Below are 23,636 nucleotides of genomic sequence, written 5' to 3'. Positions count from 1 at the left end.
GAAGCGGGCGGCAAAGGGATGTAAACAGGGTGAAAACCTCTGAACAAGGTCCCCCCGATGCCGAACAAGCGGCAGGTCGCCCGCGACATCTCTTACGCCTATTCCGCGCAGACCCGCGGCGGCAGGGCCATGATCCGGCTGATGGAGAATGCCACCGGCCGGCTTGGGTTGATCAAGCGCGCCGACGGCTATGAACTGGCCGTCGCCGAGGGCGAGGATTTCTGGCAAGTCATGGTCGAGCGCTACGGGCTCGGGCTTGAGGTCACGCGCGGGTCGCTTGACACTATCCCAAAGGATGGCCCGCTGATCGTCATCGCCAACCACCCGTATGGCATCCTCGACGGGTTGATGCTGGGCCATATCCTGTCTGTCGTGCGCGGCGATTTCCGCATCATGGCGCACAAGATTTTCCGCAAGGCACAAGAGCTTGACCGGATCATTCTGCCGGTCGATTTCTCCGAGACCAAGGAGGCGATGCGCACCAATATCGAGACCCGCAAGGAGTCTTTGGCCTATCTCGCCCAAGGCGGCGCCATCGGCATTTTTCCCGGCGGCACCGTCTCGACCGCGGCGACACCGTTCAAGCGGCCGATGGACCCGGGCTGGCGCACGTTCACCGCGCGGATGATTGCCAAGTCCGATGCGGCGGTGGTGCCGATCTACTTCGACGGCCATACCTCTCGGCTGTTCCAGCTGGCCAGCCATCTGCACAACACCCTGCGCATGGGGCTGCTGATCCAGGAGTTCCGCCGGCGGGTGAACACCCCGGTGCGAGTGGCGATCGGCGCGCCGATCCCGCGCGAGGAATTGCAAAAGCGGGCCAAGGATGGGCGGGCAGTGATGGATTTCCTGCGCAAAGCCACGTATGAGCTGTCTCCGACACCATTGGAATCCTATGACTACGGGTTCGAGTTCGAGGAGCGGCACAGGTCGTAAACGCTTATGGCAGTTGGAATTTTCGATAGCGGCCTTGGCGGGCTGACGGTCTGGGACGCGGTGGCCAAACGGCTGCCCGAGGTGCCTTTCGTCTATTATGCCGACAGCGCCCATGCGCCCTATGGGGTGCGCACGGTCGATGACATCCACAATCTGACCCGCGCCGGCGTGGCTCGGCTCTGGGACGAGGGCTGTGATCTGGTGATCCTCGCCTGCAACACCGCCAGCGCCGCTGCGTTGCGCCGGATGCAGGAGGCCGGGGTGCCCAAGGGCAAGAGGGTGCTCGGCGTCTTCGTGCCGCTGATCGAGGCGCTGACCGAACGCAACTGGGGCGACCAGTCGCCACCGCGCGAAGTGGCGGTCAAGCACGTGGCGCTCTTTGCCACGCCAGCCACCGTGTCGAGCCGCGCGTTCCAACGGGAATTGGCGTTTCGTGCCATAGGGGTGGACGTCGAAGCTCAGGCGTGCGGCGGGGTGGTGGACGCCATCGAGGAGGGCGATCTGATCCTCGCCGAGGCGCTGGTGCGCAGCCATGTCGAGGCGCTCAAGCGCAAGATGCCCGGGCCACAGGCGGCGGTGCTGGGCTGCACCCATTATCCGCTGCTGGAAGACGTTTTCCAGGCGGCGCTCGGTCCCGAGGTCAAGGTCTTCAGCCAGGCCAATATCGTGGCCGAGAGCCTCGCGGACTACCTGAGCCGGCGACCGGAAATGGTTGGCGATGCAGCGGAAACCCGGTTTCTCACTACAGGAGATCCGGGCCGCGTCAGCACCGGCGCCACGCGATTTCTGCGACGGAAAATCGATTTCGTCAAAGCCTGAGACATGCCGCAGCGAGCCTGAACCAATGGTTTCGCGCGTTACCTTCATACCCTTTCGGGAGTTCCTGTCATGACAAAGAAAATCGCAATCCTCGGCGCCTCTGGCTATACCGGGGCCGAGCTGGTCCGGTTGATCGCCACCCATCCCGAGATGGAGATTGCCGCGCTGGCCGCCGAGCGCAAGGCGGGCATGGCCATGGCCGAGGTCTTTCCGCATCTGCGCCACCTGGCGCTGCCGGATCTGGTCAAGATCGACGAGATCGACTTCTCCGGCATCGACCTGTGCTTCTGCGCCCTGCCGCACAAGACCAGCCAGGAGGTGATCCGCGCGCTGCCCGAGGACCTCAAGATCGTCGACCTCTCGGCCGATTTCCGGCTGCGCGACCCCGCGGCCTATGAAAAATGGTACGGCAACCCCCATGCCGCCGTCGAGATGCAGGGCGAGGCGGTCTACGGGCTCACCGAATTCTACCGCGACGCAATCCGCGGCGCCCGGCTGGTGGCCGGCACCGGTTGCAACGCCGCAACCGGGCAATTTGCCCTGCGGCCGCTGATTTCCGCCGGGGTGATCGGGCTCGATGACATCATCCTCGACATGAAATGCGCCGTCTCCGGTGCCGGCCGCAGCCTCAAGGAAAACCTGCTGCATGCCGAGCTGTCAGAGGGCTACAATGCCTATGCGGTCGGTGGCACGCACCGGCACCTGGGCGAGTTCGACCAGGAGTTCTCGGAGCTTGCCGGTCGCGAGGTCAAGGTGCAGTTTACCCCGCACCTCATGCCTGCCAACCGCGGCATCCTTGCCACCTGCTATGTCAGCGGCGATGCGGCGCAGGTGCATGAGACCTTTGCGTTGGCCTATGCCGATGAGCCCTTTATCGAAGTTCTGCCCTTCGGCCAGACGCCCAGCACCCATCACGTGCGCGGGTCCAACTTCGTGCATGTCGGCGTCACCGGCGACCGGATCGAAGGGCGGGCGATCGTCATTGTCGCACTCGACAATTTGACCAAGGGCTCCTCTGGACAAGCGCTGCAGAATGCCAATCTAATGCTCGGGCTCGAGGAAACCGCCGGTCTGATGCTGGCGCCGCTGTTTCCCTGAGCCGCGCGAGGGGGAGAAAGCCGATGAAAAACCTGAAGAAACAACGCCGCATCCAGGTGATCGCGGTGGCGGTTGTGGCTCTGGTGCTGGCCACCGGGCTGATCGGCTATGCCATGCGCGAAGGCATCAACTTCTTTCGCTCGCCGACTCAGGTCGCCGAGAACCCGCCGGGCGAGAGCGAGGTCTTTCGCATCGGCGGGCTGGTCGAGGCGGGATCTCTGAGCCAGGGCCAGGACAATCGCGTGGCCTTTCGGGTGACCGATGGCAACGCGGTGATCCCGGTCAGCTATCAGGGCATCCTGCCCGATCTCTTTGCCGAGAACCAAGGCATGGTCGGGACCGGGAAATACATCAACGGCACCTTTGAAGCTTCTGAAATCCTTGCCAAACATGATGAGACCTACATGCCGCGCGAAGTGGTGGATGCGCTCAAGGAACAAGGCGTCTACCAGGAGCCCGAAAGCTGAGGCCGCAGAGGGCACCGCACGCCCGCAACAGCCGGCGTTAACCCAGACCTGCCCAGACTTGCCGAGACCCCAAGGCAAGCGAGGCAGCGATGCGACAACATTCCGTGCGGCAGATCGCCGATGAAATCATCGCCCGCGAGGGCGGCTATGTGAACGACCCCGACGATCCCGGCGGCGCCACCAATCACGGCGTCACGATCCATACCCTGCGCCGATTGGGGCTCGACCTTGACGGCGACGGCACGGTGACCGCCCAGGACGTGCGCCAGCTGGGCCGCGAGCAGGCGGTCGATATTTTCATCCGCCACTACTTCATCCAGCCCGGCATCGCCAAGTTGCCCGACAGCATCCAGGCCAGCGTCTTTGACATGTATGTCAACGCTGGCGCCAATGCGGTGAAGATCCTGCAGCGGCTGCTGCGCGACATGGGCCATCAGATCGCCGTCGACGGGCTGATCGGCCCGCAGACCGCCGAGGCCGCCGCCCGGGCCGAGCTGGCCGGGCCGCGCCATTTCGCCGACGCCTACGGCATTGCCCGGCGCAACTACTACTTCCGTCTTGCCGACCGGCGCCCCGCCAGCCGCAAATATGCCCGCAGCCGCAAGGGCGGCAAGGGCGGTTGGATCCGCCGGGCCGAGGATTTCATTTCGCCGCGCTATCACCTGACCGATGCGGAGTTCGACCGGAGGGTGGCGGCATGGGGCTGATCGAGCGCGCGCTCTCGCTGATCTTCGGCCATCGCAATGCGCTGGCCGAAACGGTTGAGGTGTTTCGCGAGAATGCCGAGAAGGGCGCGGCGCGCGAGGTCACCCTGCAGGCCGCGACGCTGGCGCAATTCGGTCAGGAGTTCCGGGTCACCCGCCGCGGCTGGTTTGACCGGCTTATGGATGCGGTCAACCGGCTGCCGCGCCCGGCGATGGCGCTCGGCACGCTGGGGCTTTTCGTGGCGGCGATGACCGATCCGGTCTGGTTCGCCGGCAGGATGCAGGGCATCGCGCTGGTGCCGGAGCCGCTATGGTGGCTGCTCGGTGCCATCGTCAGCTTCTATTTCGGCGCGCGGCATCAGGCCAAGGGGCAGGATTTCCAGCGCGAGCTGGCGCAGACCGTTTCGCGCGTGCCACAGGTGGTCGACACCCTGCGCCGGCTCGAGGAGATGGAGACGACCGATGCGCCCGAGACCCTGCGCGGCACCGCAGACAACCCGGCGCTCGAGGCCTGGCGCAAGGAGGCGGCGTGACGCCGCGTTTGCTCTGGCCTCGGTCCGCGCCATGCGCCAGTCTCGCGCCCGACAGCATCAGCTCAGGGCGCGAGACATGAACTACGACACCATCACCCTCGACATTACCGACGATATCGCGGTGCTCACCCTGAACCGGCCCGAGGTGATGAATGCGCTCAACAGCCAGATGCGGGCGGAGATCACCGATGCGCTGCGCGCTGCCGGCGGACAGGCGCGGGTGCTGGTGATGACCGGTTCCGGCGCCTCCTTCTGCTCGGGCCAGGACCTGGGCGATGCCAGCTCGGCCGCCGATCTCGATCTCGAGCGGGTGTTGCGCGATGAATACGTGCCGATGCTGCGCGCGATCTTTGACTGCCAGGTGCCGACGATCTGCGCCGTCAACGGCCCCGCCGCCGGTGCCGGCGCCAACCTCGCGCTCGCCGCCGATGTGGTGATCGCCACCGAGAGCGCCTTCTTCCTGCAGGCCTTCACCCGCATCGGGCTGATCCCCGACGCCGGCGGCACCTATTGGCTGCCGCGCCAGATGGGGGCGGCCAAGGCGATGGGGGCGGCGCTTTTCGCCGACAAGATCACCGCCCGGCAGGCCAGCGACTGGGGAATGATCTGGGAGGCGGTGGAGGATGATGCGTTCGAGGCGCATTGGAAGGCCCGCGCCGCGCATCTCGCCAAGGGCCCGACCGAGGCCTACCGCTACGTCAAGACCGCGATCCGCGGTTCCTTCGAGAACAGCCTCGACGACCAGCTGCTGCTCGAGGCGAAACTGCAGGGCAAATGCGGCCAGACCCGCGATTTCAAGGAGGGCGTTCTGGCCTTCATGGAAAAGCGTCCCGCGCAATACGAAGGGCGCTGACCCGCGCCAACGCCCCCCTGCTTCTTCTGTTCAAAAATACCCTCGGGGTCCGGGGCAGAGCCCCGGGTCTTACGCCCGGCGCCGACGCCCGCCGGTCCGTCCGGCACGCCCGCGCCCTTCGTGACCGGCCTTCGGCGCCACCTTGTTGAACTCGATCCACTTGCCGCCATGGGCGTCGTTGTCGGTCAGCAGGTTGGCGGCGCGAATGGCCTCCATCTCCTTGCCCGGCCGCACCTTGGTGGAGCCGAGGCCAAACAGCGTCACAAAGGTCTCGTCGTCGATCTCGTCGGGCAGGATGATCCCCGCCGCCGCCACTTCCGCCTTCTTCTCGGCGATCTTCGCTTGCGTTACCGGCATCGAGACCGGGTTCATGATCGCGCTGGTCATGCCGGCGCCCATGGCCATTGGCAGGAAAGCGTTGTTGATGCCGTGCCGGTTGGGCAGGCCGAAGGAGATGTTGGAGGCGCCGCAGGTGGTGTTGACGCCCAGTTCGTCGCGCAGGCGACGGACGAGGGTAAAGACCTGCTTGCCGGCCGTCGCCATGGCGCCGATCGGCATGACGAGGGGGTCGACCACGATATCATGCGCCGGAATGCCGAAATCGGCGGCGCGTTCGACGATTTTCTTGGCCACCGCAAAGCGCACGTCCGGGTCTTCGGAAATCCCGGTGTCGTCGTTCGAAATCGCCACCACCGGCACGTTGTATTTCTTGACCAGCGGCAGCACCAGCTCGAGGCGTTCTTCCTCGCCGGTGACCGAGTTCAGGAGCGGCCGACCCTCTGCCGCGGCCAGACCGGCCTCGAGCGCGCCGGGCACCGAGCTGTCGATGCAGAGCGGCACATCGACGAGGCCCTGCACCAGCTCGATGATCTTGGTCATCAGCGGCGGCTCGGTTTCGTTCGGATTGGGGTTGGAATTGTAGACCACCCCGGCATTGATATCGAGGATATTGGCCCCGGCGGCGACCTGCGCCAGCGCATCGGTCTCGACGGTCGAGAAATCGCCGGCCTCCAGCTCGGCGGCGAGCTTCTTGCGGCCGGTGGGGTTGATCCGCTCGCCGATGACGCAGAACGGTTCGTCAAAGCCAAGGACGGCGGTTTTGGTTTTCGACTCGACGATGGTGCGCGTCATGCGGCTACTCCTTTGAAGCGCTCCAGAATATCCGGGAGCGCGGGATCGTTGAAATCTTGCAAGGTGACATGCGCCCCGGCCTGGCGCAGGGTGCGGTCGTCCAGGCTCGAGCGGATGCCCACGGTATAGGCGCCGGACGAGCGCGCGGCGCGGGCACCAGAGGGGCTGTCCTCGAAGGCCACGGCCTGATTGGGGGTGACGCCCAGCTGGCGCATCGCCTCCTGATAGGGATAGGGGTCGGGCTTGCCGCGCGGGCATTCCTCGCCGATCACGATCACCTCGAAGGCGTCGCGTAGCCCTATCGCGCCCAGCATCGCCTCGGCGTTGAGCCGCATGGCATTGGTGACGATGGCGCGCGGCCAGTCCTCGGCCACGGCGCGGGCCACCAGCGTCTCGACCCCGGGCATCGGCGGGTAGGGGCGTGGCAGGCGCTCGCGGAACTGTGCCTCCTTCCACTCCGACAGGCCCTGGTGGTCGGGCTCGTCAGGCAGGAACTCGGCATAGATGTCGACGTTCAGCCGGCCGTGCATATGGGTCATGTAGCCGTCGTCGGTGAGGTCCATGCCACGCGCCGCCCACATTTCCTTGTAGACCTGAAGATGGATCGGGTCGGAATTGAGCATCGTCCCGTCGAGATCGAAAAGCAGCGCTGGCATGTATATCCTCAGGTGCGGTTGGCGGGGCGGGCGGCCGCACCGCCGTGGTCGATGACCCAGTCGGCGCTGGCCGTGATCCCGCCGAGGGGGAAGAGATGCGCCTGGGTGATGTTGAACTCCGGGTTCCGGGCCTTGTGCAGCGCAAGCTCGGTGATCACGTCAGTTGGCTCATAGGGCAGAAGCAGCTTGGAGACATCCATGGCGCGTTTCTGCAGGACTTTCAACGACGGACCGACACCGCAGGCGATGGCGAACTTGATCAGCGTCTGCAGCTTGGCCGGGCCCGCGATGCCGATATGGATCGGCAGGGTGATGCCGGCCTCGCGCAGGGCGTCGGCCCAGGCGATGATCGGTTTCGCCTCGAAGGCGAACTGCGTGGCCAGCGCCATCTCGGCGTCGGTGGTCTCTGAGAACTTCTGTTTCCAGCGCAGCGCCGCATCGACATTGGCCGAGCCGCCGTCGGGGTCGATGTCGCGGTTGCCCTCGGGGTGGCCGGCGACATGCAGACGCTTGAAACCCGCCTTGTCGAAGAGGCCGGTGTCCAGCAGTGCAATGGCGCTGTCGAACTCGCCCTGCGGCGCGCCGAGACCGCCGGCCAGGATCAGCCCCTGGTCGACGCCGGCCTCGCCCTGGTACATGGCGATCCAGTTCTCGAGCGTGGCGCGGTCGCGGATGATCCGTGCCGGGAAATGCGGCATCACCGGAAAGCCGTCGCGGGCCAGCCGGCGGGCGGTGGCGACCATGTCGTCGATCGGGGTGCCGTCGATATGGGCGATATAGACCCGGGTGCCCGGCGCCAGCAGATCGCGGAAGTCGGCGACCTTCTCGGCGGTGCGCGGCATCACCTCGATCGAATAGCCCTGCAGGAAGGCCGCGACCTCGGCTGAGGCCGGACGGTCGGGGGCAGTGTCGCGTTTCTTGAAACTGAGCAGGGCCATCGCGGCCTCCCATAGCTTGTGTGGCGTCATCCGGTCAGGTCTGCCTCATCCGGCAGGGGCCCATCCGTCATTGGCGATGAGGGCCTTGATCGCCTCGCGATCATAGGCGGCCTCGAGCCGCGCCGCTTCGCGCGCCGCGACCTCCGAAGCCTCGCCCTCGACCGGATAGGGGGCCGCCTTGCGCCATTCGGCCAGATAGTCATCCGTGCCGTCGGCGCCCACCTTCATGGCGGCGCGATCGATCGCCTGTTCGAAGCGCTCCGGCAGCTGGACCTTGGCGGCCCGGCGTCCCTTGCCGACGATGACCTGCGCCGGAATGTCCCGCCAGTAGACCACTGTCACATCAACCATGCGATTCCCCTTTGTCCGATGGGTCCTGAATAGATCAGCCGATATCGGTGCCACGTCTCAATTTCGACAATTGACCGCGTCCGAGCGACCCCGGACACGTCACGGCCTTGGATACGGCCCCGCCGGGCCGAGGGGAACCCTGAAGCTCGCTCATATTTTTCATGCAGATGATGAGGTGGGTTCATTGGCGGGCGGGGCCGCGCCGTGACGTCTTATTCACGATAGCATGACGCGGTGGCTTGCGCGGAGGCAGGCGCGCGCCTATCCTCAGACCCAACACGATACTCGGAGGGCGTAGCGATGGCGCCCAGGCGTCCCAAGGGTGCGGGCGCATTCCCGAAACCGGTAGAGAGCCCCGCGCCGAAACCGCCCAATCCGGACGAGCTTTATGCCGCCCTGGATCTGGGCACGAATAGCTGCCGCATGCTGATTGCCCAACCCAAGGGCAGTCAGTTCCATGTGGTGGACAGCTTCTCCAAGTCGGTGCAGCTGGGATCGGGGCTGGAACGCTCCGGGCGGCTGAGCCGCGCCTCGATGGGGCGCACGGTTCAGGCGATGCGAATCTGCGGCCAGAAGCTGCGCCGTCACAAGGTGACGCGGATGCGGCTGGTGGCGACAGAGGCCTGCCGCCGCGCCAAGAACGCCCGCGATTTGGTGAAATTTGTCAAACGCGAGACCGGGTTGCAGCTCGATATCATCGAGCCCGAGGAAGAGGCGCGGCTGGCGGTGATCTCTTGCGCGCCGCTGGTCTCGACCAAGACCGAGCAATTGCTCGTGGTCGACATTGGCGGCGGCTCGACCGAGCTGGTCTGGATCGACCTGTCCACCGTGCCGAACCACGACCGGCCGCGGGCGATCATGCGGCTGCACGCCGGGTTCCACAATGCCGACAGCCCGTTCCCGGTGGCCCGCGTGGTCGACTGGATCTCGGTGCCGCTTGGCGTGGCGACGCTGCGGGACCAGTTCAACGACGTGCAGGACGATGCGGCGCGCTATGCGCTGATGTCGTGGTTCTTCGAAGAAAACCTCGCCGATTTCGCACCTTACAAGGACGAGCAGGCGCGCGAAGGCTTTCAGATCGTCGGCACCTCCGGCACGGTGACCACGGTGGCGGCCTCGCATCTCGGGCTGAAGCGCTATGACCGCACCAAGGTGGACGGGCTGCGGATGACCTCTGACCAGATCGACACGGTGATCAACCGCTACCTCGAGCTTGGCCCCGAGGGCCGGCGGCGTGATCCGCGCATTGGCCAGGACCGTCAGGCGCTGATCATGTCGGGCGCGGCGATCCTGCAGGCGCTGTTGCGGAGCTGGCCCACCGACCGGCTGTCGGTGGCGGACCGGGGGCTGCGCGAGGGGCTGCTTTATGCGCAGATGTCGGCGGATGGGGTGCTGGAGGACGGGCCGTTCTGAGGCAGGCGCGGGGGCAAGGATGTGACCCGGTCGCTTTGACAATGGCTGCTGCGCAGGCTTAATGAGCCCTTCGGGCCGGAGAATGGGGGGCCAGCCCCCCAGACCCCCCGGAGTTTAGCTGGCAAGATGAAGTACCGGAGCGGTTTGAGATGGCAAAGACACCCACTGGCAAGAACACCTCCGGGCGCGGACAGCGGGATCTGAAGGTCAAGGTCAAGACCGCGCGCGGGCGCAAGCTGTCCTCGACGCGCTGGCTGCAGCGGCAGTTGAACGATCCTTACGTCAAGCGGGCGCAGACCGAAGGCTATCGCGGGCGGGCGGCTTTCAAGATCCTCGAACTGGACGAGAAGTTCCGTTTTCTTGTGCCCGGCGCGCGGGTCGTCGACCTGGGCTGTGCGCCCGGTGGCTGGTGTCAGGTGGCGGTGAAACGGGTCAATGCGCTTGGCGAGAAGTCGGGCAAAGCGGTGGGCTTTGTGCTGGGGATCGACCTGCAGGACGTGGAGCCGATCGCCGGCGCCGAGCTGCACCAGCTCGATTTCCTCGACGAGGGCGCCGATGCGGCGGTGAAGACCTGGCTGGGCGGGAAGGCCGACGTGGTGATGTCCGACATGGCGGCCTCGTCCTCGGGCCACAAGCAGACCGACCACCTGCGGATCATGATGCTTTGCGAGACGGCGGCGCATTTCGCCTTTGACGTGCTGGAAGAGGGCGGCACCTTTGTCGCCAAGGTGCTGGCCGGCGGCGCCGAGGGCGATCTGCAGAAGCTGTTGAAGCAGAACTTCACCAAGGTGGCGCATGTGAAGCCGCCGAGCTCGCGGTCGGATTCCTCGGAGAAATTCGTGGTGGCGATGGGCTTTCGCGGCAACCGGGCCGGGGATGAGGCCGAGGGCGAAGCGTGACAGCGCGCCTGTCGGATTGAGCGGCCTGACCGGGGGTCTGGATCTCTGGATCACAGCGGGATTTTACAGGACAGGAATTTCGCAGGACAGAGGATTTTTTTTGACACAGGGGATTTTGAATGACAAAGGCCGGCCCGATTGTGAGAGCGGGGCCGGCCTTTTGGCGAAACGCGGTGATCGCTGGGATCATCGACTTCGGATAACCTGTTGCGATCCTGAGTAGGCGGTTGCCGCGGTTCTGACAACATCTTTGTCGGAAATTGCCGTGATTTCAGGGTAATACCGCAGGATTGACGCTGCTTGGGCAGCAGTGGTCGCGGCTCGGGTGAATTGTTTCCAGACATGCAACGATGCCGTGCCCCATTGCGGCGGAAATGGGGCACGGCGATTCGGCCGGGTCAGCCTTTGAGGGCGCGACCGAGGTTCTCGTCGATCTTCTCGAGAAAGCCCATGGTGGTGAGCCATTTCTGCTCTGGCCCGACCAGGAGCGCCAGGTCCTTGGTCATCTGGCCGCTTTCCACCGTGTCGATGATCACCCGCTCCAGCGTTTCGGCAAAGGCACGCAGGGCGACGTTCTCGTCGAGCTTGGCGCGGTGCTTGAGCGCGCCGGTCCAGGCGTAGATCGAGGCGATGGAATTGGTCGAGGTGGCCTCGCCGGCCTGATGCTGGCGGTAGTGGCGGGTGACGGTGCCATGCGCGGCCTCGGCCTCGACGGTCTTGCCATCCGGCGTCATCAGGATCGAGGTCATCAGGCCGAGCGAGCCGAAGCCTTGGGCCACGGTGTCGGACTGCACGTCGCCGTCGTAGTTCTTGCAGGCCCAGACGAAACCGCCCGACCATTTCAGAGCGCTGGCCACCATGTCGTCGATCAGGCGGTGTTCGTACCAGATCTCTTTCTCTTTGAACTTCGCGGCGAACTCGGCCTCGTAGACCTCTTCGAAGATGTCCTTGAAGCGGCCGTCATAGACCTTGAGGATGGTGTTCTTGGTCGAAAGATACACCGGCCAGCCGAGGTTGAGCCCGTAGTTCAGCGAGGCGCGGGCAAAGTCGCGGATCGAGTCATCGAGGTTGTACATCCCCATCGCCACGCCGGCCGCGGGGGCGTCATAGACCTCTTTCTCGATCACCTGACCGTCAACGCCCTCGAATTTCATCGTCAGCTTGCCAGCACCGGGAAAGTGGAAATCGGTGGCCTTGTACTGGTCGCCAAAGGCGTGGCGTCCGACGACGATGGGCTGGGTCCAGCCCGGCACCAGCCGCGGCACATTGCGGCAGATGATCGGCGCGCGGAACACCACGCCGCCGAGGATGTTGCGGATGGTGCCGTTGGGCGAGGGGTACATGCGCTTGAGGCCGAACTCCTCCATCCGGCCCTCGTCGGGGGTGATGGTGGCGCATTTGACGCCGACGCCGACCTCCTTGATCTTTTCCGCCGCGTCGAAGGTGACTTGATCGTCGGTGCGGTCGCGTTCCTCGATGCCGAGGTCGTAATAGAGCAGGTCGATGTCGAGATAGGGCTCGATCAGCTTCTTCTTGATGAAATCCCACATGATGCGGGTCATCTCGTCGCCGTCGAGTTCGACGATGGGGTTGTCTACCTTGATCCGGGTCATCGCGGCCTCTTGCTTGGGTGGATTCGCACTGTTGATATAGTGCTAGCGCAATCCACGTCTCGAAAGAAGCTTTGTATGCCGATGTATACCGTGCAGGCGGCCTCAGGCAGTCTGTTCGCGGATCTCTGCGATCACCTGTGCCCAAAGTTCGGGCGGTTGCGCACCGGGCACCGCAGATTTGCCATCGACGATGAAGGTCGGCACGCTGCTCACCCCCATCTCGCGGGCGGCGGCGTCGCGGTCGCGGATGTCCTGGGCGTCGCTGTCGCTGCCCAGCAGGCGCAGGATCACCGAGGCGTCGATTTCGAGCCCGTCGGCGATGTCGGCCAGGGTGTCGTGGTCGCCGATGTCGCGGCCCTCGACGAAATAGGCCCTGAACAGCGCCGAGACCGCCGCCGTCTGCTTGCCCTCGATGCCGGCCCAGTGGATCAGCCGGTGGGCGTCGAGCGTGTTGGGGGTGCGCTGGATCTTGTCGAGGTGGATCTCGAGACCGGCCTTCTCGGCGTGCTCATGCACCGGCAGGTAGGCCTGGACCGCGCCCTCCTGGCCGCCGAACTTGCCCTCGAGATAGGCGCGGCGGTCCATGCCTTCGGCCGGCATCTCGGGGTTGAGCTGGAACGGGTGCCATTCGATGGTGAAGGGGTGATCGGGGGCCGCAGCAAGGGCGCGGTCAAGATAGGCCTTGCCGATGTAGCACCAGGGACAGATCGGATCGGAGAGAATGTCGAGCTTGACCATGAAACGGGCACCTTTGTTGCAGAATTGCGAGGCGTGTATCAGGCGGGTGGCCGATTGGCGAGGGGGGAGGTCCCGGCGCGGGGGCCGGGACAGGCAGGGCTCGGGATGGCGGGTCACGGGATGAAGCTGTCGCGCAGGGCGCGGCGCGACAGCTTGCCGTTGGGGCCGGTGGGCAGGGTGTCGAGCCTGCGGTAGAGGCGGGGCTGCTTGTAGCGGGCGAGGCGGGTTTCGGCCTGCTGGCTCAGTGCCTCGTCGAGGTCGCTCGTGGCGGTGTAGAAGGCGGCGATGATGCGGGTGTCGGCTTTGATCTCCACGTCGGTGACGGCGAGACCGGTGAGGCCGGGGACGTCCTGCAACGCCTGTTCCACTTCCTGCGGCGAGACCCGGAACCCGCCGGCGTTCATCATGTCATCGGCGCGGCCGAGATAGGCGATCTGGCCGTCGGGGTCCATCTGGCCGAGGTCGCCGGTGTAAAACCAGCCGTCGCGGCGCCGGGCGGCAGTGGCCTCTGGCGCGCCGAGGTATTCCAGCATCAGCCCGGGGTCGCTGTCGGCGATGCAGATTTCTCCGGGGGTGCCCAGCGGCACCGGGCCGGTGGCGTCGCGCAGGGCGATGCGGCGGCCGGGTTGCGGTGTGCCCAGCCGGCCGGGACGGGCCGGGTTGGCGGGGGTCGAAGAAATGAAGGTGGAGCATTCCGACATGCCGTAGGCCTCGTAGATCTCGGTTCCGGTGGCGGCCTGCCACGCCTGCCGCAGGGTCTCGGGCAGTTTCTCGCCGGCAGAGAGTGCGTGGCGCAGCCTGGGCAGCGGCGGGACCGGGCCGGCAAGCAGCTTGCGAAAGACACCTGGGGCGGCGGCAAAGAGCGTCGCGTCGTGGCGTTTGAGCAGCAGCGGCAGCAGCGCCGGATCGGTCCCGGGGGCCGGGATCAGCGCGGTGGCACCGGCGGCCCAAGGGTCCATCAACCCGGTGCCGAGGGTGAAGGTCCAGTTGAAGGCGCCGGCGTGGCAGAGCCGGTCCGAGGCGCGCAGATCATACCAGCCGGCGACCATCATCTGCCGGGCCCAGATCGCCCGATGGGCATGCACCACCGCGCGCGGCATGCCGGAGGTGCCCGAGGTAAAGACGATATAGGCCGGGCGCTCGGGGTCGCCCAGGGCATAGTCTGCCGGCGACAGGTCTGCCATCTGGTGCAGGGCACTGGCGGCGAGCACCGGCACCGGGGTGTCGGCGCAGGGCACGGCGGGGTCGCGCAGGATCAGGGCCGGGGCGAGGATGTCGATGATCTTGGCGGTCTCGGCCTCTGACAGCTGCGCCGAGGTCGGCACCGGGATCAGCCCGACGGCGATGCAGCCGAGATAGGCCAGCGGGAAGTCAGGCGTGTTGCCGAGCCGCAGCAGCACCCGGTCGCCGGGGGCCAGACCGCGCTGCAAGAGCCCGGTGCCGATGCCACGCACCGCCGCCTCGAGCCGGGCATAGCTCCAGCGTTCGGCGCGGGCGGGGCCAAGCAGGGCGAGGGCGATCTTGTCGGGCTGGCTTGCGGCATGGCGCAGTACGAAGCGGGCCAGGTTGAACGGCGCGGGGCAGGGCGGCGGGGGGCCCTGATCGAACAGGCTGAGGGCAGGCTTTGTCATGGCGAAAGGGGTAGGCAGGCGCCGGCGGAGTTGCAAGCACCGCCGCTGCTGCCTATAGCATTTGCATGACGAGAGAAGACAATGCGCAGCTGATCCGCGTCGCCCGTGACCGCCACGGCGACCCGATCCACACCGAACCGCTCGATTTGGGCGAGCGCGTGCGCGAGCTGCGCAAGGGCCATGGCTGGACGCTGGAACAGGCGGCCAAGAAGGCCGGGCTGGCGCGGTCGACCCTGTCGAAGATCGAGAACGGCCAGATGTCGCCGACCTATGATGCGCTCAAGAAGCTGGCGCAGGGGCTCGGGATCTCGGTGCCGCAGCTCTTTACCCCGCCTCAGAACGACAAGATCACCGGCCGGCTTTCTGTCACCCGCTCTGGCGAGGGCGCGGCCCAGGCCACCACCACCTATGAACATGACCTGCTGGCCGAGGGGCTGACCAAGAAGCAGATGCTGCCCTATCGCGCCCGCATCCGGGCCCGCGATCTGGCGGAGTTCGACGGTTGGGTGCGCCATGACGGCGAAGAGTTTCTCTACGTGCTGACCGGGGTGATCCAGCTCTATACCGAGTTCTACGAGCCGATCGAACTGCGCCGTGGTGACAGCGCCTATTACGACGCCACCATGGGCCACAACGTGATCTCGATCAGCGAGGATGACGCCACCATTCTGTGGGTGACATCGCTGGCGTGAGCGCGTGCCGGGCAATACCGGTGTGGACCGCCTGAGACTGTGGGCATCGGATGATGCGCCTCTGACATATGCGAGCTTGACCAACGGGGCCTTGACCCGAGCGCGCCTGACTGTCGGGCACGGCTGAGGTGCGCCCTGGATGCAGGCTCGTCGGGGGCGTGGTGGCTCAGTTGGCCTCGAGCTCGCTGGCTTGTCGGGCGAGGCTCTGGATAAAGGCCCAGTCGCGCAGCTCTTCGACAGCCTCGAGTTCGGTCAGGTCATGCTGATGCGCCAGATGCGCCGCAAGGACTTCGGGCCGCACCGGACGACGCCCGAGCTTGCCTTCGTCGATACGCGGAAACCGGGCCTTCAGCCGTTTGAGACTGTCGGTCCAGTTGGTGCTGATGTCGTTCCAGTCCATGTCGGCGTCCTATTTCCAGATCGCCCCTCGCTGACAAGACAGTAGCACGGTGCCGGAATGCCTCAAGCCGGATAATCACTAAATTCGCCGAAAATGCGCAAGAAGACGCGGGGCGGGCCGCGCCCGGGCAGCGGCACCTTGGCGCCGCTACCCCCCGAGGCCCAGTCCGAGTCCCTCAGAGCAGGGTATTGACCACCGCGGCGGTGGCGTTGACCGGCGCCTTGATGACGGTCTTGACCGGGCTGCAGGCGGCCAGCGTTGCGCAGGCAAGGATCAGGATGATGGAGCGCAAGCCGCTATTCCTCTTCATACCACCAGACGTCCGGCTGCCAGCCGATCCAGTCGCCGTACATCGGGATGTGCTCGGGGTACTTGAGTTCCTTCACATGTGCAATCCGGCTGATGTTGAACTGGTAAATCGGGATCACGTAGCGCCCGGTGGTCAGCACCCGGTCGAGCGCCCGCACCGAGGCGAGGAATTCCTCGCGGCTGTCGGAGTTCACCAGCCTGTCGATCATCGCCTCGGCGGCCGGGCTGTTCATGCCCATCCAGTTCTTGGTGCCCGGGGCCTCGATCCCGTCGCTGCCCCAGTAGAGCCGCTGCTCGTTGCCGGGCGAGAGCGAGACCCCGACCCGGTAGTAGGTCATGTCGAAATCGTAGTCGTTGGTGCGGTCCTTGTACTGGGCGCTGTCGACCACCGTCACCGTCGGGCTGATGCCGAGCCGTTCCAGCGCCTGGGTGTAGAGATCGATCATCGACTGCTCTTCGGTCGAGCCCTGGCTGAGCAGGATCTCGAAGGTGAAGGGCTGGCCCTGGGCGTTCTTCATGACCCCGTCCTGAACCGTCCAGCCGGCCTGTTCGAAGAGGTCCATCGCGCGCGCGATGTTCTTGCGGTTGCGCGCTGAGCCGTCGGCCTGGGGCAGTTGGTAGCCCTCGAGCGCGCCGGGCAGCAGTTCGTCCTCGAAGGGCTCGAGATACTCGCGCACCAGCCCCTCGGCCGGGCCGTCCTGCATCGCCAGCACCGAGTTCGAGAAATACGAGGTGATGCGCGGCTGTTCGCCCCCGGTCAAAGTCTCGTTGATATACTCGAAGTTGAAGGCGTGGATCAGCGCGTCTCGCACCCGCCAGTCCTGAAAGATGTCGCGCCGGGTGTTCATCACGAAACCGGTGATCCCCGAGGGGCGCTGGTGCGGGATCACCGACTTGATCACGTCACCCCGGTCGATGGCGGGGAAGTCGTACTGCGTGTCCCATTTGCCGCCGTTGAACTCGCGGTTGGTGGTGACCTCGCCGGCCTTGAAGGCCTCGAAGGCGACCGAGCCGTCGCCGTAGAACTCCATCCGGATCTCGTCGATTACATTGGTGCCGCGGCGGAACGGCAGGTCCTGGCCCCAGTAGTCGGGGTCGCGCTTGAGCGAGACGAAGCGGCCGGGCTCGAAATCCTCGATCACGTAGGGCGCGCTGGAAATCGGGATGTTGTCGAGCCCGGAGCGGGTGAAGTCCTTGCCCTCCCATTGCGCCTTTTTCAGGATCGGCCGCATGCCGACCAGCAGCGCCAGCTCGCGGTCGTTCTCGCCGAAGGTGAAGCGGATCTTGCGGGGGCCGGTCTGCTCCATGGTCTCGATCTGGTTCCACAGACCGTGGTAGCGCGGGTGGCCCTCGGTGCCGAGCGTCTCGTAGGACCACATCACGTCCTCGACGGTGACCGGGCTGCCGTCGGAAAACCGCGCTTCTTCGCGCAGGGTGAACTCGGCCCATCGCCGGTCCGGGCCGACCTCGACCGATTCGGCCAGCAGACCATAGAGCGAGAAGGGCTCATCGTAGCTCCGGCCCATCAGGCTCTCATAGGCAAGAAACCGCAGCTGCCAGGGCACCGAACCCTTGGCGATATGCGGATTGAGGCTGTCGAATCCGCCGGTCTCGCCGGTCACGATGCGCCCGCCGGTGGGGGCATCGGGGTTGGCATAGGGCAGATGCGCAAAATCTGGGGGGAGCTCGGGGTCGCCATACATAGCTATGCCATGCTTGGGCTGGGCTTGGGCGAATCCTGCCGCCGCGATCAGGGCCGCTGTGGCCCCGGCCAGGGCGATGTGACGGAAATTAACTGGACGCATTTTGGCAACAATCTCCCCGATGCCTTATATTATTGGACTTGGACCGTAGCGGGGGATTTCCGCCTTTTCAAACTTTTAGCTTGGATTGTGGCGCAAGATTGCCTATAACTAGGGTACTGCTCGATAGGTTTCTTGCCTGTATGAAACCTGCCTCAATAACTTAACCCCGGCTTCGTGCCGGGGTTTTTTTCTGCCCAAACCCCAGGCATGGCTGCCTATGAGCGTTGCGAGCAGCCCGCGCAACCCTTGGCCTTTTGCAGATGCAGCGACTAGGCTGCGGCGCAGAATCACCGACATCACGAGGACGCGGATCATGACGCTCAAGGGCAAGACGGCTGTTATCACGGGATCGAATTCCGGCATCGGGCTGGGGGTGGCGCGCGAACTGGCCCGCGCCGGCGCCGATGTGGTGCTCAACTCCTTCACCGACCGCGATGAGGATCACGCGCTGGCGAAGAAAATCGCCGAAGAGTTCGGCGTGACCGCGCGGTACATCAAGGCCGACATGTCCAAGGGCGCTGAGTGCCGGGCGCTGATCGAGCAGGCCGGGGCCTGCGACATCCTGGTCAACAATGCCGGCATCCAGCACGTGGCGGCGATCGACGAGTTCCCGGTCGAGAAATGGGACGCGATCATCGCCATCAACATGTCCTCGGCGTTTCACACCACCGCCGCGGCGCTGCCGCTGATGCGCAAGGCGGGCTGGGGCCGGGTGGTCAATATCGCCTCGGCCCACGGGTTGACCGCTTCGCCCTACAAATCGGCCTATGTGGCGGCCAAGCACGGCGTCGTCGGCATGACCAAGACGGTGGCGCTGGAAACCGCGCAGGAGCCGATCACCGCCAATGCGATCTGCCCGGGCTACGTGCTGACGCCGCTGGTCGAGGCGCAGATCCCCGATACCATGAAGGAATACGACATGAGCCGCGAGGACGTGATCAAGAACGTCATGCTCACCCGGCAGCCGTCCAAGGAGTTTGCCACGGTGGAACAGCTGGGCGGCACCGCGGTGTTCCTCTGCTCGGACGCGGCGGCACAGATCACCGGCACCACGATCAGCGTCGACGGTGGCTGGACCGCGCTGTGACCGGCGCAGGGTAAGGGCGGATCGGGGGGCTTTGCCCACAGTTCTTCAAGAAAAGGGGGGCTTTGCCCGCAGGCTTCTCAAGAAGAGGGGGGCCTTGCCCCCCGGGCCTACGGCCTCCCCCCAAGACTATTTTTGGCCAGAAGAAGAAGGAAGTCGCGCGTGCCGCAGACCGTTCGCATCAACCTCGCCCTGCAGGGTGGCGGGGCGCATGGCGCCTTTACCTGGGGCGTGCTCGACCGGCTGCTCGAGGAGGACTGGATCGAGATCGCCGGGATTTCCGGCACCTCGGCCGGGGCGCTGAATGGCGCGGCGCTCAAGAGCGGCTGGGTGGCCGATGGCCGCGCAGGCGCGCGCGCCGGATTGCGGGCGCTCTGGGGCGGGGTCAGCGGCCTGGGCGACATGCGGATCCCGGCCTGGATGGAGCAGTTCATGCCCGATCCCTATTTCGTCGCCCGCGCCATCGAGTTTTCGCCCGCCTTTGCCTTTGCCGACACCATGAGCCGCGCGGTCTCGCCCTATGCCTATGGTCCGTTCTACCGCAACCCGCTGGAAAAGGTGGTGAGCGCGTTCGACTTCGGCCGGGTCTGCGACGCGGCGCACGGGCCGGAGCTGCATATCTGTGCCACCCGGGTGCGCGACGGCAAGGTGCAGGTCTTTACCGGCGATCAGATCTCGACCGAGGTGATCCTTGCCTCGGCCTGCCTGCCGACGCTGTTTCAGGCGGTGGAGATCACCCAGCCAGACGGCAGCACCGAGGCCTATTGGGACGGCGGCTATACCGGCAACCCGGCGCTGTTTCCGCTCTATGATCCGCGGCTGCCCGATGACATCCTGATCATCAACATCAACCCGCTCGAGCGCCGCGATGTGCCCAAGAGCGCCCAGGACATCCAGAACCGGATCAACGAGATCAGCTTCAACTCCTCGCTCCTGCGCGAGCTGCGCGCCATCGACTTCGTGCAGCGGCTGATCGCCAAGGGCAAGCTGGAAGAGGGCAGCATGAAGAACGCCCGCATCCACATGATCGCCGACGACGCTCTGATGAACGATCTCAGCGTCGCCACCAAGCTGGTGCCGCTGGCCTCGGTGATCGGCCAGCTGCATGACGCGGGCGTTGCCGCGGCCGAGGGGTTCCTCTCGGATCACGGCGCCGACCTCGGCCATCGGCAGAGCCTGTCGCTGCGGCAGATGTTCGCCTGATCGCCCGGCGGATGCCACAGAATCGCCGCAATGCGCTGCCCTGATCGGCCGCATCCGAGGCAAGGACATGAGGGGCAGCCGTGGCGAGCCTGAACCGCATCTACATGCAGAAGAAGAGCCGGACGCTGATCCGCGCGCTGGAGCCCGCGCGGCTCGATGCAGTGGAGATCTCGGGCACCTGGGGCAAGCCGCTGGGCTTCAGGAGCTATCGCGCGCTCTACTACCCGGCGCATGACATCTGCCAAGGCCCCCTGCAGGAGGACGGCGTGCCGATCACCTGCGATATCGTGCTGGCCAATCAGGTCTGGGAGCATCTTGACCGGCCCTATGCCGCCATCGGCCATGTCCGCGAGATGCTGCGGCCGGGGGGCTACTTCTGGCTCGCGGTGCCGTTTTTCGTGCCCTATCACGGCGCGCCGGTGGATTGTTCGCGCTGGTCGGCGCGGGGGCTGACGAACCTGTTGATCGAGGCCGGATTTTCCGAGGAGAACGTGGTCTCGGACCAATGGGGCAACCGCGCGGCCGGGCTGCGCAACATGGTGGGCAAATGGCCGCCGGTATTCGACCGCGCGCATGACGACCTGAGCAATGACGACCGCTTTCCGGTCTGCGCCTGGGCCTTGGCGCAGAAGGAAGGGTTCACCGAGCGCCCCGACGACGGGCCGGACCCGGCCTAGGCCGCTTCGGCGGTCTCGCGGTCGGGGCGTTGCGGCCGTGTCAGGCGGCGTCGCGGTAGTGGCGGAGCACGAAGAGCCGGATGGCCGAGGCCAGGCCGCAGTCGGTGCCGCGTGCCTCGTCGATCTCGGCGGCGAGGGCGTTGATCGGCGTGCCCTTTTCCTCGGCGATGTCGCGGAAGGCGCGCCAGAAATCATCCTCCAGCGAGACCGAGGTGCGATGGCCCCGCAGCGTCAAGGATCGTTTCTTAGGCCGTCCGTTCATCAAGGCATCCCCCCCAAGGGACGCGGGCCGGACCGGGACAGGGGCATTGGGGCCAGACCAGCACTGTCGCCACCGGGCAGCGGTCGCAGGACAGTGAGTACGACAGGTTCTGGCAGAAACCTATTCTCGGCGCGGTCCGCAGACTTCGCAATTCCTTCGAAGTCTACAAAACTTTAAGGCGAATCCGTGTCAACATTGGACCCTGAACAGGGCGTTTCCGCCTCGGGCCGGTCGATCTCGGCCTGGTCGAGCAACCGGCGTTGCCGCATCGCGGCCTCTGCCTCGGCGCGTTTCTGCGCTGCGGAACGTCCGAATTTCACCGCGTTTTCAGAGCCATGCGCGGCTTTCTTCTGACGGGCCTGCTGCTTGCGCTGTTGGTTGAGATTGATGATCCTGGCCATTTTCCGCCTGCCGTACAGAGACTGTGGTGACGCGCCGGTTACATAGGTCATGCGTGACGCCCGGCAAGCCTGTGCCGGGCGTCGATCTGTCAGGTCAGGCGCCTATTTCGGGCCGACCATCTCCTCGGGGCGCACCACGCGCTCGAAGGTTTCCTCGTCGACGAAGCCCAGTGCGATGGCCTCTTCCTTCAGCGTGGTCTTGTTCTTGTGCGCGGTCTTGGCGACGGTGGTGGCATTGTCGTAGCCGATCTCGGGCGCCAGCGCGGTCACCAGCATCAGGCTCTCGCGCATCAGCTTCTCGATCCGGTCGCGGTCGGCCTCGAGGCCCACCACCAGATTGTCGGTGAAGGCCGAGGCCGCATCGCCCAGAAGCTGCATGGATTGCAGCACGTTATAGGCCATCATCGGCTTGTAGACATTGAGTTCGAAATGGCCCTGGCTGCCGGCGAAACCCACCGCCGCGTCATTGCCGAAGACATGCGCGCAGACCTGAGTGAGCGCCTCGCATTGCGTCGGGTTGACCTTGCCGGGCATGATCGAGCTGCCGGGCTCGTTCTCGGGCAGGATCAGCTCGCCCAGCCCGCAGCGCGGGCCGGAGCCCAGCAGGCGGATGTCATTGGCGATCTTGAACAGCGAGGCGGCGACGACCTTGAGCTGGCCCGAGATCTCGACCATGGCGTCATGCGCCGCCAGCGCCTCGAACTTGTTGGGGGCGGTGACGAAGGGCAGGCCGGTGATCTCGGCCATGTTGGCGGCGACCTTTTCACCCCAGCCTTCGGGCGTGTTGAGGCCGGTGCCCACGGCGGTGCCGCCCTGTGCCAGCTCGTAAATCCGGCCGAGCCCGTCCTTGACCCGCTGGATGCCCATGGCGATCTGATGGGTGTAGCCGCCGAATTCCTGGGAGAGCGTCAGCGGCGTCGCATCCTGGGTGTGGGTGCGGCCGATCTTGATAATGCCGTCGAATTCCTCGACCTTCTTCTGCATCGCGGCGTGCAGCTTTTCCAGACCGGGCAGCAGCACGTCATGGGCGGTCATCGCGGTGGCGATGTGCATGGCGGTGGGAAAGGTGTCGTTCGAGCTCTGCCCCTTGTTGCAGTGATCGTTGGGGTGCACCGGGTCCTTGGAGCCGAGTTCCCCGCCGAGGATCTCGATTGCGCGGTTGCCGATCACCTCGTTGGAGTTCATGTTCGACTGGGTGCCGGAGCCGGTCTGCCAGACCACCAGCGGGAAGTTGTCGTCGAACTTGCCCTCATAGACCTCGCCCGCGGCCTGGATGATTGCGTCGGCGATGCACGGCTCGAGCTTTCCGAGGTCCTTGTTGGCCATGGCGCAGGCCTTCTTGATCACGCCGAGCGCGCGGACGATGGCAATGGGCTGCTTTTCCCAGCCGATCGGGAAGTTCTGGATCGACCGCTGGGTCTGGGCGCCCCAGTACTTGTCCGCGGGGACGTCCAGCGGGCCGAAGCTGTCGGTTTCAGTGCGGGTTTCACTCATCGGGACACTCCTTGACGGTTTGCCCCTTCAATACAAGAACCGGGGGCAAGTTCAATGATGTATACGACGGAATACCGCGACCTCCGGCGCTAACAGAGGGTGTGGTCATCGCGGGAGGTCTGCGGATTGGCGCGCAGGGCGGATGGCGGGATCGGTGGTTGCGGTATGGAGATCCCGGAGCGGGGTCACTTGCAGGGGCTGCCGCGGTGCGTCACCTCGGCCTCAGCAATGGCTGCGGGACGAAACCCGATGTCGCCGGAAACACGACACTGGCCAGCAATCCACCCGCGCCCCGGACCTGATCCGGGGCCTCCCGGTCCGCAGCGAAGGAGGTCCCGGATCGGGGTCCGGGACGGCGTTATTTACAGAGGTTGTCGAACTGCGTCACATCAGCGTCAGGTGTGCCCAAGCTTCGCTCCCGCTCATGACCCGCGCCACTGGCCAGCAATCCACCCGCGCCCCGGACCTGATCCGGGGCCTCCCGGTCCTCAGCGAAGGAGGTCCCGGATCGGGGTCCGGGACGGGGTAA

The 23,636-nt window shown here is 65.5% G+C and carries 25 protein-coding genes; 13 read left to right on the top strand and 12 right to left on the bottom strand.

From position 1 onward, the window contains the following. The first annotated feature begins 57 nt into the window (after positions 1-57). The 7 genes from VOI27_RS18480 to VOI27_RS18450 all read left to right on the top strand — a co-directional run bounded on the left by VOI27_RS18480 (position 58) and on the right by VOI27_RS18450 (position 5,410). Positions 58-936 carry a lysophospholipid acyltransferase family protein gene (locus VOI27_RS18480; protein WP_323767264.1) on the top strand — a complete coding sequence of 293 codons (879 nt, stop codon included), beginning with the start codon at positions 58-60 and terminating at the stop codon, positions 934-936. 6 nt (positions 937-942) lie between these two features. Beyond that, on the top strand, positions 943-1,755 hold the full coding sequence (locus tag VOI27_RS18475; protein WP_323767262.1) for a glutamate racemase: 813 nt from the start codon (positions 943-945) through the stop codon (positions 1,753-1,755). A 69-nt stretch (positions 1,756-1,824) separates the two neighbouring features. Next, positions 1,825-2,853, top strand: a complete 1,029-nt coding sequence (gene argC / locus VOI27_RS18470) for an N-acetyl-gamma-glutamyl-phosphate reductase (RefSeq protein ID WP_323767260.1) — start codon at positions 1,825-1,827, stop codon at positions 2,851-2,853. Positions 2,854-2,876: 23 nt separating this feature from the next. After that, positions 2,877-3,320: a cytochrome c maturation protein CcmE gene (gene ccmE, locus VOI27_RS18465; protein ID WP_323767258.1), complete on the top strand. Its 444-nt coding sequence runs from the start codon at positions 2,877-2,879 to the stop codon at positions 3,318-3,320. Between the two features lie 89 nt (positions 3,321-3,409). Further along, positions 3,410-4,027 carry a holin-associated N-acetylmuramidase gene (locus VOI27_RS18460; protein ID WP_323767257.1) on the top strand — a complete coding sequence of 206 codons (618 nt, stop codon included), beginning with the start codon at positions 3,410-3,412 and terminating at the stop codon, positions 4,025-4,027. Then, on the top strand, positions 4,018-4,557 hold the full coding sequence (locus tag VOI27_RS18455) for a holin family protein (protein WP_323767255.1): 540 nt from the start codon (positions 4,018-4,020) through the stop codon (positions 4,555-4,557). Before VOI27_RS18460 ends, VOI27_RS18455 begins: the two co-directional genes overlap by 10 nt. A gap of 76 nt (positions 4,558-4,633) precedes the next feature. Next, complete coding sequence (locus tag VOI27_RS18450; protein WP_323767253.1) at positions 4,634-5,410, top strand: enoyl-CoA hydratase-related protein; 777 nt, start codon at positions 4,634-4,636, stop codon at positions 5,408-5,410. 69 nt (positions 5,411-5,479) lie between these two features. Here the strand turns inward: VOI27_RS18450 and VOI27_RS18445 are convergent, their stop codons facing one another. Genes VOI27_RS18445 through VOI27_RS18430 form a run of 4 tightly spaced genes read right to left on the bottom strand, consistent with a single transcriptional unit; the run spans position 5,480 to position 8,486 of the window. Continuing rightward, on the bottom strand, positions 5,480-6,541 hold the full coding sequence (locus tag VOI27_RS18445) for a dihydropteroate synthase (RefSeq protein ID WP_323767251.1): 1,062 nt from the start codon (positions 6,539-6,541) through the stop codon (positions 5,480-5,482). Beyond that, complete coding sequence (locus tag VOI27_RS18440) at positions 6,538-7,197, bottom strand: HAD family phosphatase (protein ID WP_323767249.1); 660 nt, start codon at positions 7,195-7,197, stop codon at positions 6,538-6,540. The genes VOI27_RS18445 and VOI27_RS18440 overlap by 4 nt, the downstream gene beginning before the upstream one ends. A gap of 8 nt (positions 7,198-7,205) precedes the next feature. Then, entirely contained in the window at positions 7,206-8,135 is a 930-nt protein-coding gene (locus VOI27_RS18435; protein WP_323767247.1) for a methylenetetrahydrofolate reductase, read from the bottom strand. Between the two features lie 45 nt (positions 8,136-8,180). Next, entirely contained in the window at positions 8,181-8,486 is a 306-nt protein-coding gene (locus VOI27_RS18430) for a virulence factor (protein WP_323767245.1), read from the bottom strand. Positions 8,487-8,786: 300 nt separating this feature from the next. On the opposite strand from VOI27_RS18430, the gene VOI27_RS18425 reads away from it, so the two are divergent. Then, positions 8,787-9,899, top strand: a complete 1,113-nt coding sequence (locus VOI27_RS18425) for a Ppx/GppA phosphatase family protein (RefSeq protein WP_323767243.1) — start codon at positions 8,787-8,789, stop codon at positions 9,897-9,899. 149 nt (positions 9,900-10,048) lie between these two features. Continuing rightward, positions 10,049-10,798 carry an RlmE family RNA methyltransferase gene (locus tag VOI27_RS18420; protein WP_323767241.1) on the top strand — a complete coding sequence of 250 codons (750 nt, stop codon included), beginning with the start codon at positions 10,049-10,051 and terminating at the stop codon, positions 10,796-10,798. 398 nt (positions 10,799-11,196) lie between these two features. Here the strand turns inward: VOI27_RS18420 and VOI27_RS18415 are convergent, their stop codons facing one another. The 3 genes from VOI27_RS18415 to VOI27_RS18405 all read right to left on the bottom strand — a co-directional run bounded on the left by VOI27_RS18415 (position 11,197) and on the right by VOI27_RS18405 (position 14,780). After that, positions 11,197-12,411 carry an NADP-dependent isocitrate dehydrogenase gene (locus VOI27_RS18415; protein WP_323767239.1) on the bottom strand — a complete coding sequence of 405 codons (1,215 nt, stop codon included), beginning with the start codon at positions 12,409-12,411 and terminating at the stop codon, positions 11,197-11,199. 102 nt (positions 12,412-12,513) lie between these two features. Further along, the gene (locus VOI27_RS18410; protein WP_323767237.1) at positions 12,514-13,149 is read right to left on the bottom strand and encodes a DsbA family oxidoreductase; all 636 of its coding nucleotides are present in this window, start codon (positions 13,147-13,149) and stop codon (positions 12,514-12,516) included. Positions 13,150-13,262: 113 nt separating this feature from the next. Beyond that, positions 13,263-14,780 carry a class I adenylate-forming enzyme family protein gene (locus VOI27_RS18405; protein ID WP_323767234.1) on the bottom strand — a complete coding sequence of 506 codons (1,518 nt, stop codon included), beginning with the start codon at positions 14,778-14,780 and terminating at the stop codon, positions 13,263-13,265. 65 nt (positions 14,781-14,845) lie between these two features. Here VOI27_RS18405 and VOI27_RS18400 point away from each other — a divergent pair, with 65 nt between their 5' ends. After that, positions 14,846-15,472, top strand: coding sequence for an XRE family transcriptional regulator (locus VOI27_RS18400; protein ID WP_323767232.1), 627 nt, complete (start codon positions 14,846-14,848; stop codon positions 15,470-15,472). A gap of 166 nt (positions 15,473-15,638) precedes the next feature. Here the strand turns inward: VOI27_RS18400 and VOI27_RS18395 are convergent, their stop codons facing one another. Next, on the bottom strand, positions 15,639-15,872 hold the full coding sequence (locus VOI27_RS18395; protein ID WP_323767230.1) for a hypothetical protein: 234 nt from the start codon (positions 15,870-15,872) through the stop codon (positions 15,639-15,641). A gap of 296 nt (positions 15,873-16,168) precedes the next feature. Next, on the bottom strand, positions 16,169-17,986 hold the full coding sequence (locus VOI27_RS18390; RefSeq protein WP_323767228.1) for an extracellular solute-binding protein: 1,818 nt from the start codon (positions 17,984-17,986) through the stop codon (positions 16,169-16,171). Between the two features lie 313 nt (positions 17,987-18,299). Here VOI27_RS18390 and VOI27_RS18385 point away from each other — a divergent pair, with 313 nt between their 5' ends. The 3 genes from VOI27_RS18385 to VOI27_RS18375 all read left to right on the top strand — a co-directional run bounded on the left by VOI27_RS18385 (position 18,300) and on the right by VOI27_RS18375 (position 20,950). Beyond that, positions 18,300-19,073: a 3-hydroxybutyrate dehydrogenase gene (locus VOI27_RS18385; RefSeq protein WP_323767226.1), complete on the top strand. Its 774-nt coding sequence runs from the start codon at positions 18,300-18,302 to the stop codon at positions 19,071-19,073. A gap of 159 nt (positions 19,074-19,232) precedes the next feature. After that, a complete protein-coding gene (locus tag VOI27_RS18380) occupies positions 19,233-20,273 on the top strand; it encodes a patatin-like phospholipase family protein (RefSeq protein WP_323767224.1) in 1,041 nt (346 codons plus the stop codon). A gap of 80 nt (positions 20,274-20,353) precedes the next feature. Beyond that, the gene (locus tag VOI27_RS18375; RefSeq protein ID WP_323767222.1) at positions 20,354-20,950 is read left to right on the top strand and encodes a methyltransferase domain-containing protein; all 597 of its coding nucleotides are present in this window, start codon (positions 20,354-20,356) and stop codon (positions 20,948-20,950) included. A 40-nt stretch (positions 20,951-20,990) separates the two neighbouring features. On the opposite strand, the gene VOI27_RS18370 is transcribed toward VOI27_RS18375, so the two are convergent. The 3 genes from VOI27_RS18370 to fumC form a co-directional block, all read right to left on the bottom strand. Continuing rightward, positions 20,991-21,212 carry a ribbon-helix-helix domain-containing protein gene (locus tag VOI27_RS18370; protein WP_323767221.1) on the bottom strand — a complete coding sequence of 74 codons (222 nt, stop codon included), beginning with the start codon at positions 21,210-21,212 and terminating at the stop codon, positions 20,991-20,993. A gap of 173 nt (positions 21,213-21,385) precedes the next feature. Beyond that, positions 21,386-21,613 carry a DUF4169 family protein gene (locus VOI27_RS18365; RefSeq protein WP_323767219.1) on the bottom strand — a complete coding sequence of 76 codons (228 nt, stop codon included), beginning with the start codon at positions 21,611-21,613 and terminating at the stop codon, positions 21,386-21,388. 102 nt (positions 21,614-21,715) lie between these two features. Then, a complete protein-coding gene (fumC, locus tag VOI27_RS18360) occupies positions 21,716-23,107 on the bottom strand; it encodes a class II fumarate hydratase (RefSeq protein WP_323767218.1) in 1,392 nt (463 codons plus the stop codon). Between the last annotated feature and the right edge of the window lie 529 nt (positions 23,108-23,636).

Origin of the sequence: Marinovum sp. (genome assembly GCF_034669705.1) — a bacterium.
GTDB lineage: Bacteria > Pseudomonadota > Alphaproteobacteria > Rhodobacterales > Rhodobacteraceae > Marinovum.
This window is presented reverse-complemented; position numbering and strand designations above follow the sequence as displayed.

Excerpts from the sequence above, each read along its gene's own strand:
- VOI27_RS18435 (WP_323767247.1), bottom strand. The coding sequence starts at position 8,135 with ATGGCCCTGCTCAGTTTCAAGAAACGCGACACTGCCCCCGACCGTCCG.
- VOI27_RS18410 (WP_323767237.1), bottom strand. The coding sequence starts at position 13,149 with ATGGTCAAGCTCGACATTCTCTCCGATCCGATCTGTCCCTGGTGCTAC.
- fumC (WP_323767218.1), bottom strand. The coding sequence starts at position 23,107 with ATGAGTGAAACCCGCACTGAAACCGACAGCTTCGGCCCGCTGGACGTC.
- VOI27_RS18370 (WP_323767221.1), bottom strand. The coding sequence starts at position 21,212 with ATGAACGGACGGCCTAAGAAACGATCCTTGACGCTGCGGGGCCATCGC.
- VOI27_RS18390 (WP_323767228.1), bottom strand. The coding sequence starts at position 17,986 with ATGCGTCCAGTTAATTTCCGTCACATCGCCCTGGCCGGGGCCACAGCG.
- VOI27_RS18420 (WP_323767241.1), top strand. The coding sequence starts at position 10,049 with ATGGCAAAGACACCCACTGGCAAGAACACCTCCGGGCGCGGACAGCGG.
- VOI27_RS18475 (WP_323767262.1), top strand. The coding sequence starts at position 943 with ATGGCAGTTGGAATTTTCGATAGCGGCCTTGGCGGGCTGACGGTCTGG.
- VOI27_RS18455 (WP_323767255.1), top strand. The coding sequence starts at position 4,018 with ATGGGGCTGATCGAGCGCGCGCTCTCGCTGATCTTCGGCCATCGCAAT.
- VOI27_RS18425 (WP_323767243.1), top strand. The coding sequence starts at position 8,787 with ATGGCGCCCAGGCGTCCCAAGGGTGCGGGCGCATTCCCGAAACCGGTA.
- VOI27_RS18445 (WP_323767251.1), bottom strand. The coding sequence starts at position 6,541 with ATGACGCGCACCATCGTCGAGTCGAAAACCAAAACCGCCGTCCTTGGC.
- VOI27_RS18385 (WP_323767226.1), top strand. The coding sequence starts at position 18,300 with ATGACGCTCAAGGGCAAGACGGCTGTTATCACGGGATCGAATTCCGGC.
- VOI27_RS18415 (WP_323767239.1), bottom strand. The coding sequence starts at position 12,411 with ATGACCCGGATCAAGGTAGACAACCCCATCGTCGAACTCGACGGCGAC.
- VOI27_RS18480 (WP_323767264.1), top strand. The coding sequence starts at position 58 with ATGCCGAACAAGCGGCAGGTCGCCCGCGACATCTCTTACGCCTATTCC.
- VOI27_RS18395 (WP_323767230.1), bottom strand. The coding sequence starts at position 15,872 with ATGGACTGGAACGACATCAGCACCAACTGGACCGACAGTCTCAAACGG.
- VOI27_RS18405 (WP_323767234.1), bottom strand. The coding sequence starts at position 14,780 with ATGACAAAGCCTGCCCTCAGCCTGTTCGATCAGGGCCCCCCGCCGCCC.
- VOI27_RS18440 (WP_323767249.1), bottom strand. The coding sequence starts at position 7,197 with ATGCCAGCGCTGCTTTTCGATCTCGACGGGACGATGCTCAATTCCGAC.
- VOI27_RS18365 (WP_323767219.1), bottom strand. The coding sequence starts at position 21,613 with ATGGCCAGGATCATCAATCTCAACCAACAGCGCAAGCAGCAGGCCCGT.
- ccmE (WP_323767258.1), top strand. The coding sequence starts at position 2,877 with ATGAAAAACCTGAAGAAACAACGCCGCATCCAGGTGATCGCGGTGGCG.
- VOI27_RS18430 (WP_323767245.1), bottom strand. The coding sequence starts at position 8,486 with ATGGTTGATGTGACAGTGGTCTACTGGCGGGACATTCCGGCGCAGGTC.
- VOI27_RS18450 (WP_323767253.1), top strand. The coding sequence starts at position 4,634 with ATGAACTACGACACCATCACCCTCGACATTACCGACGATATCGCGGTG.
- argC (WP_323767260.1), top strand. The coding sequence starts at position 1,825 with ATGACAAAGAAAATCGCAATCCTCGGCGCCTCTGGCTATACCGGGGCC.
- VOI27_RS18400 (WP_323767232.1), top strand. The coding sequence starts at position 14,846 with ATGACGAGAGAAGACAATGCGCAGCTGATCCGCGTCGCCCGTGACCGC.
- VOI27_RS18460 (WP_323767257.1), top strand. The coding sequence starts at position 3,410 with ATGCGACAACATTCCGTGCGGCAGATCGCCGATGAAATCATCGCCCGC.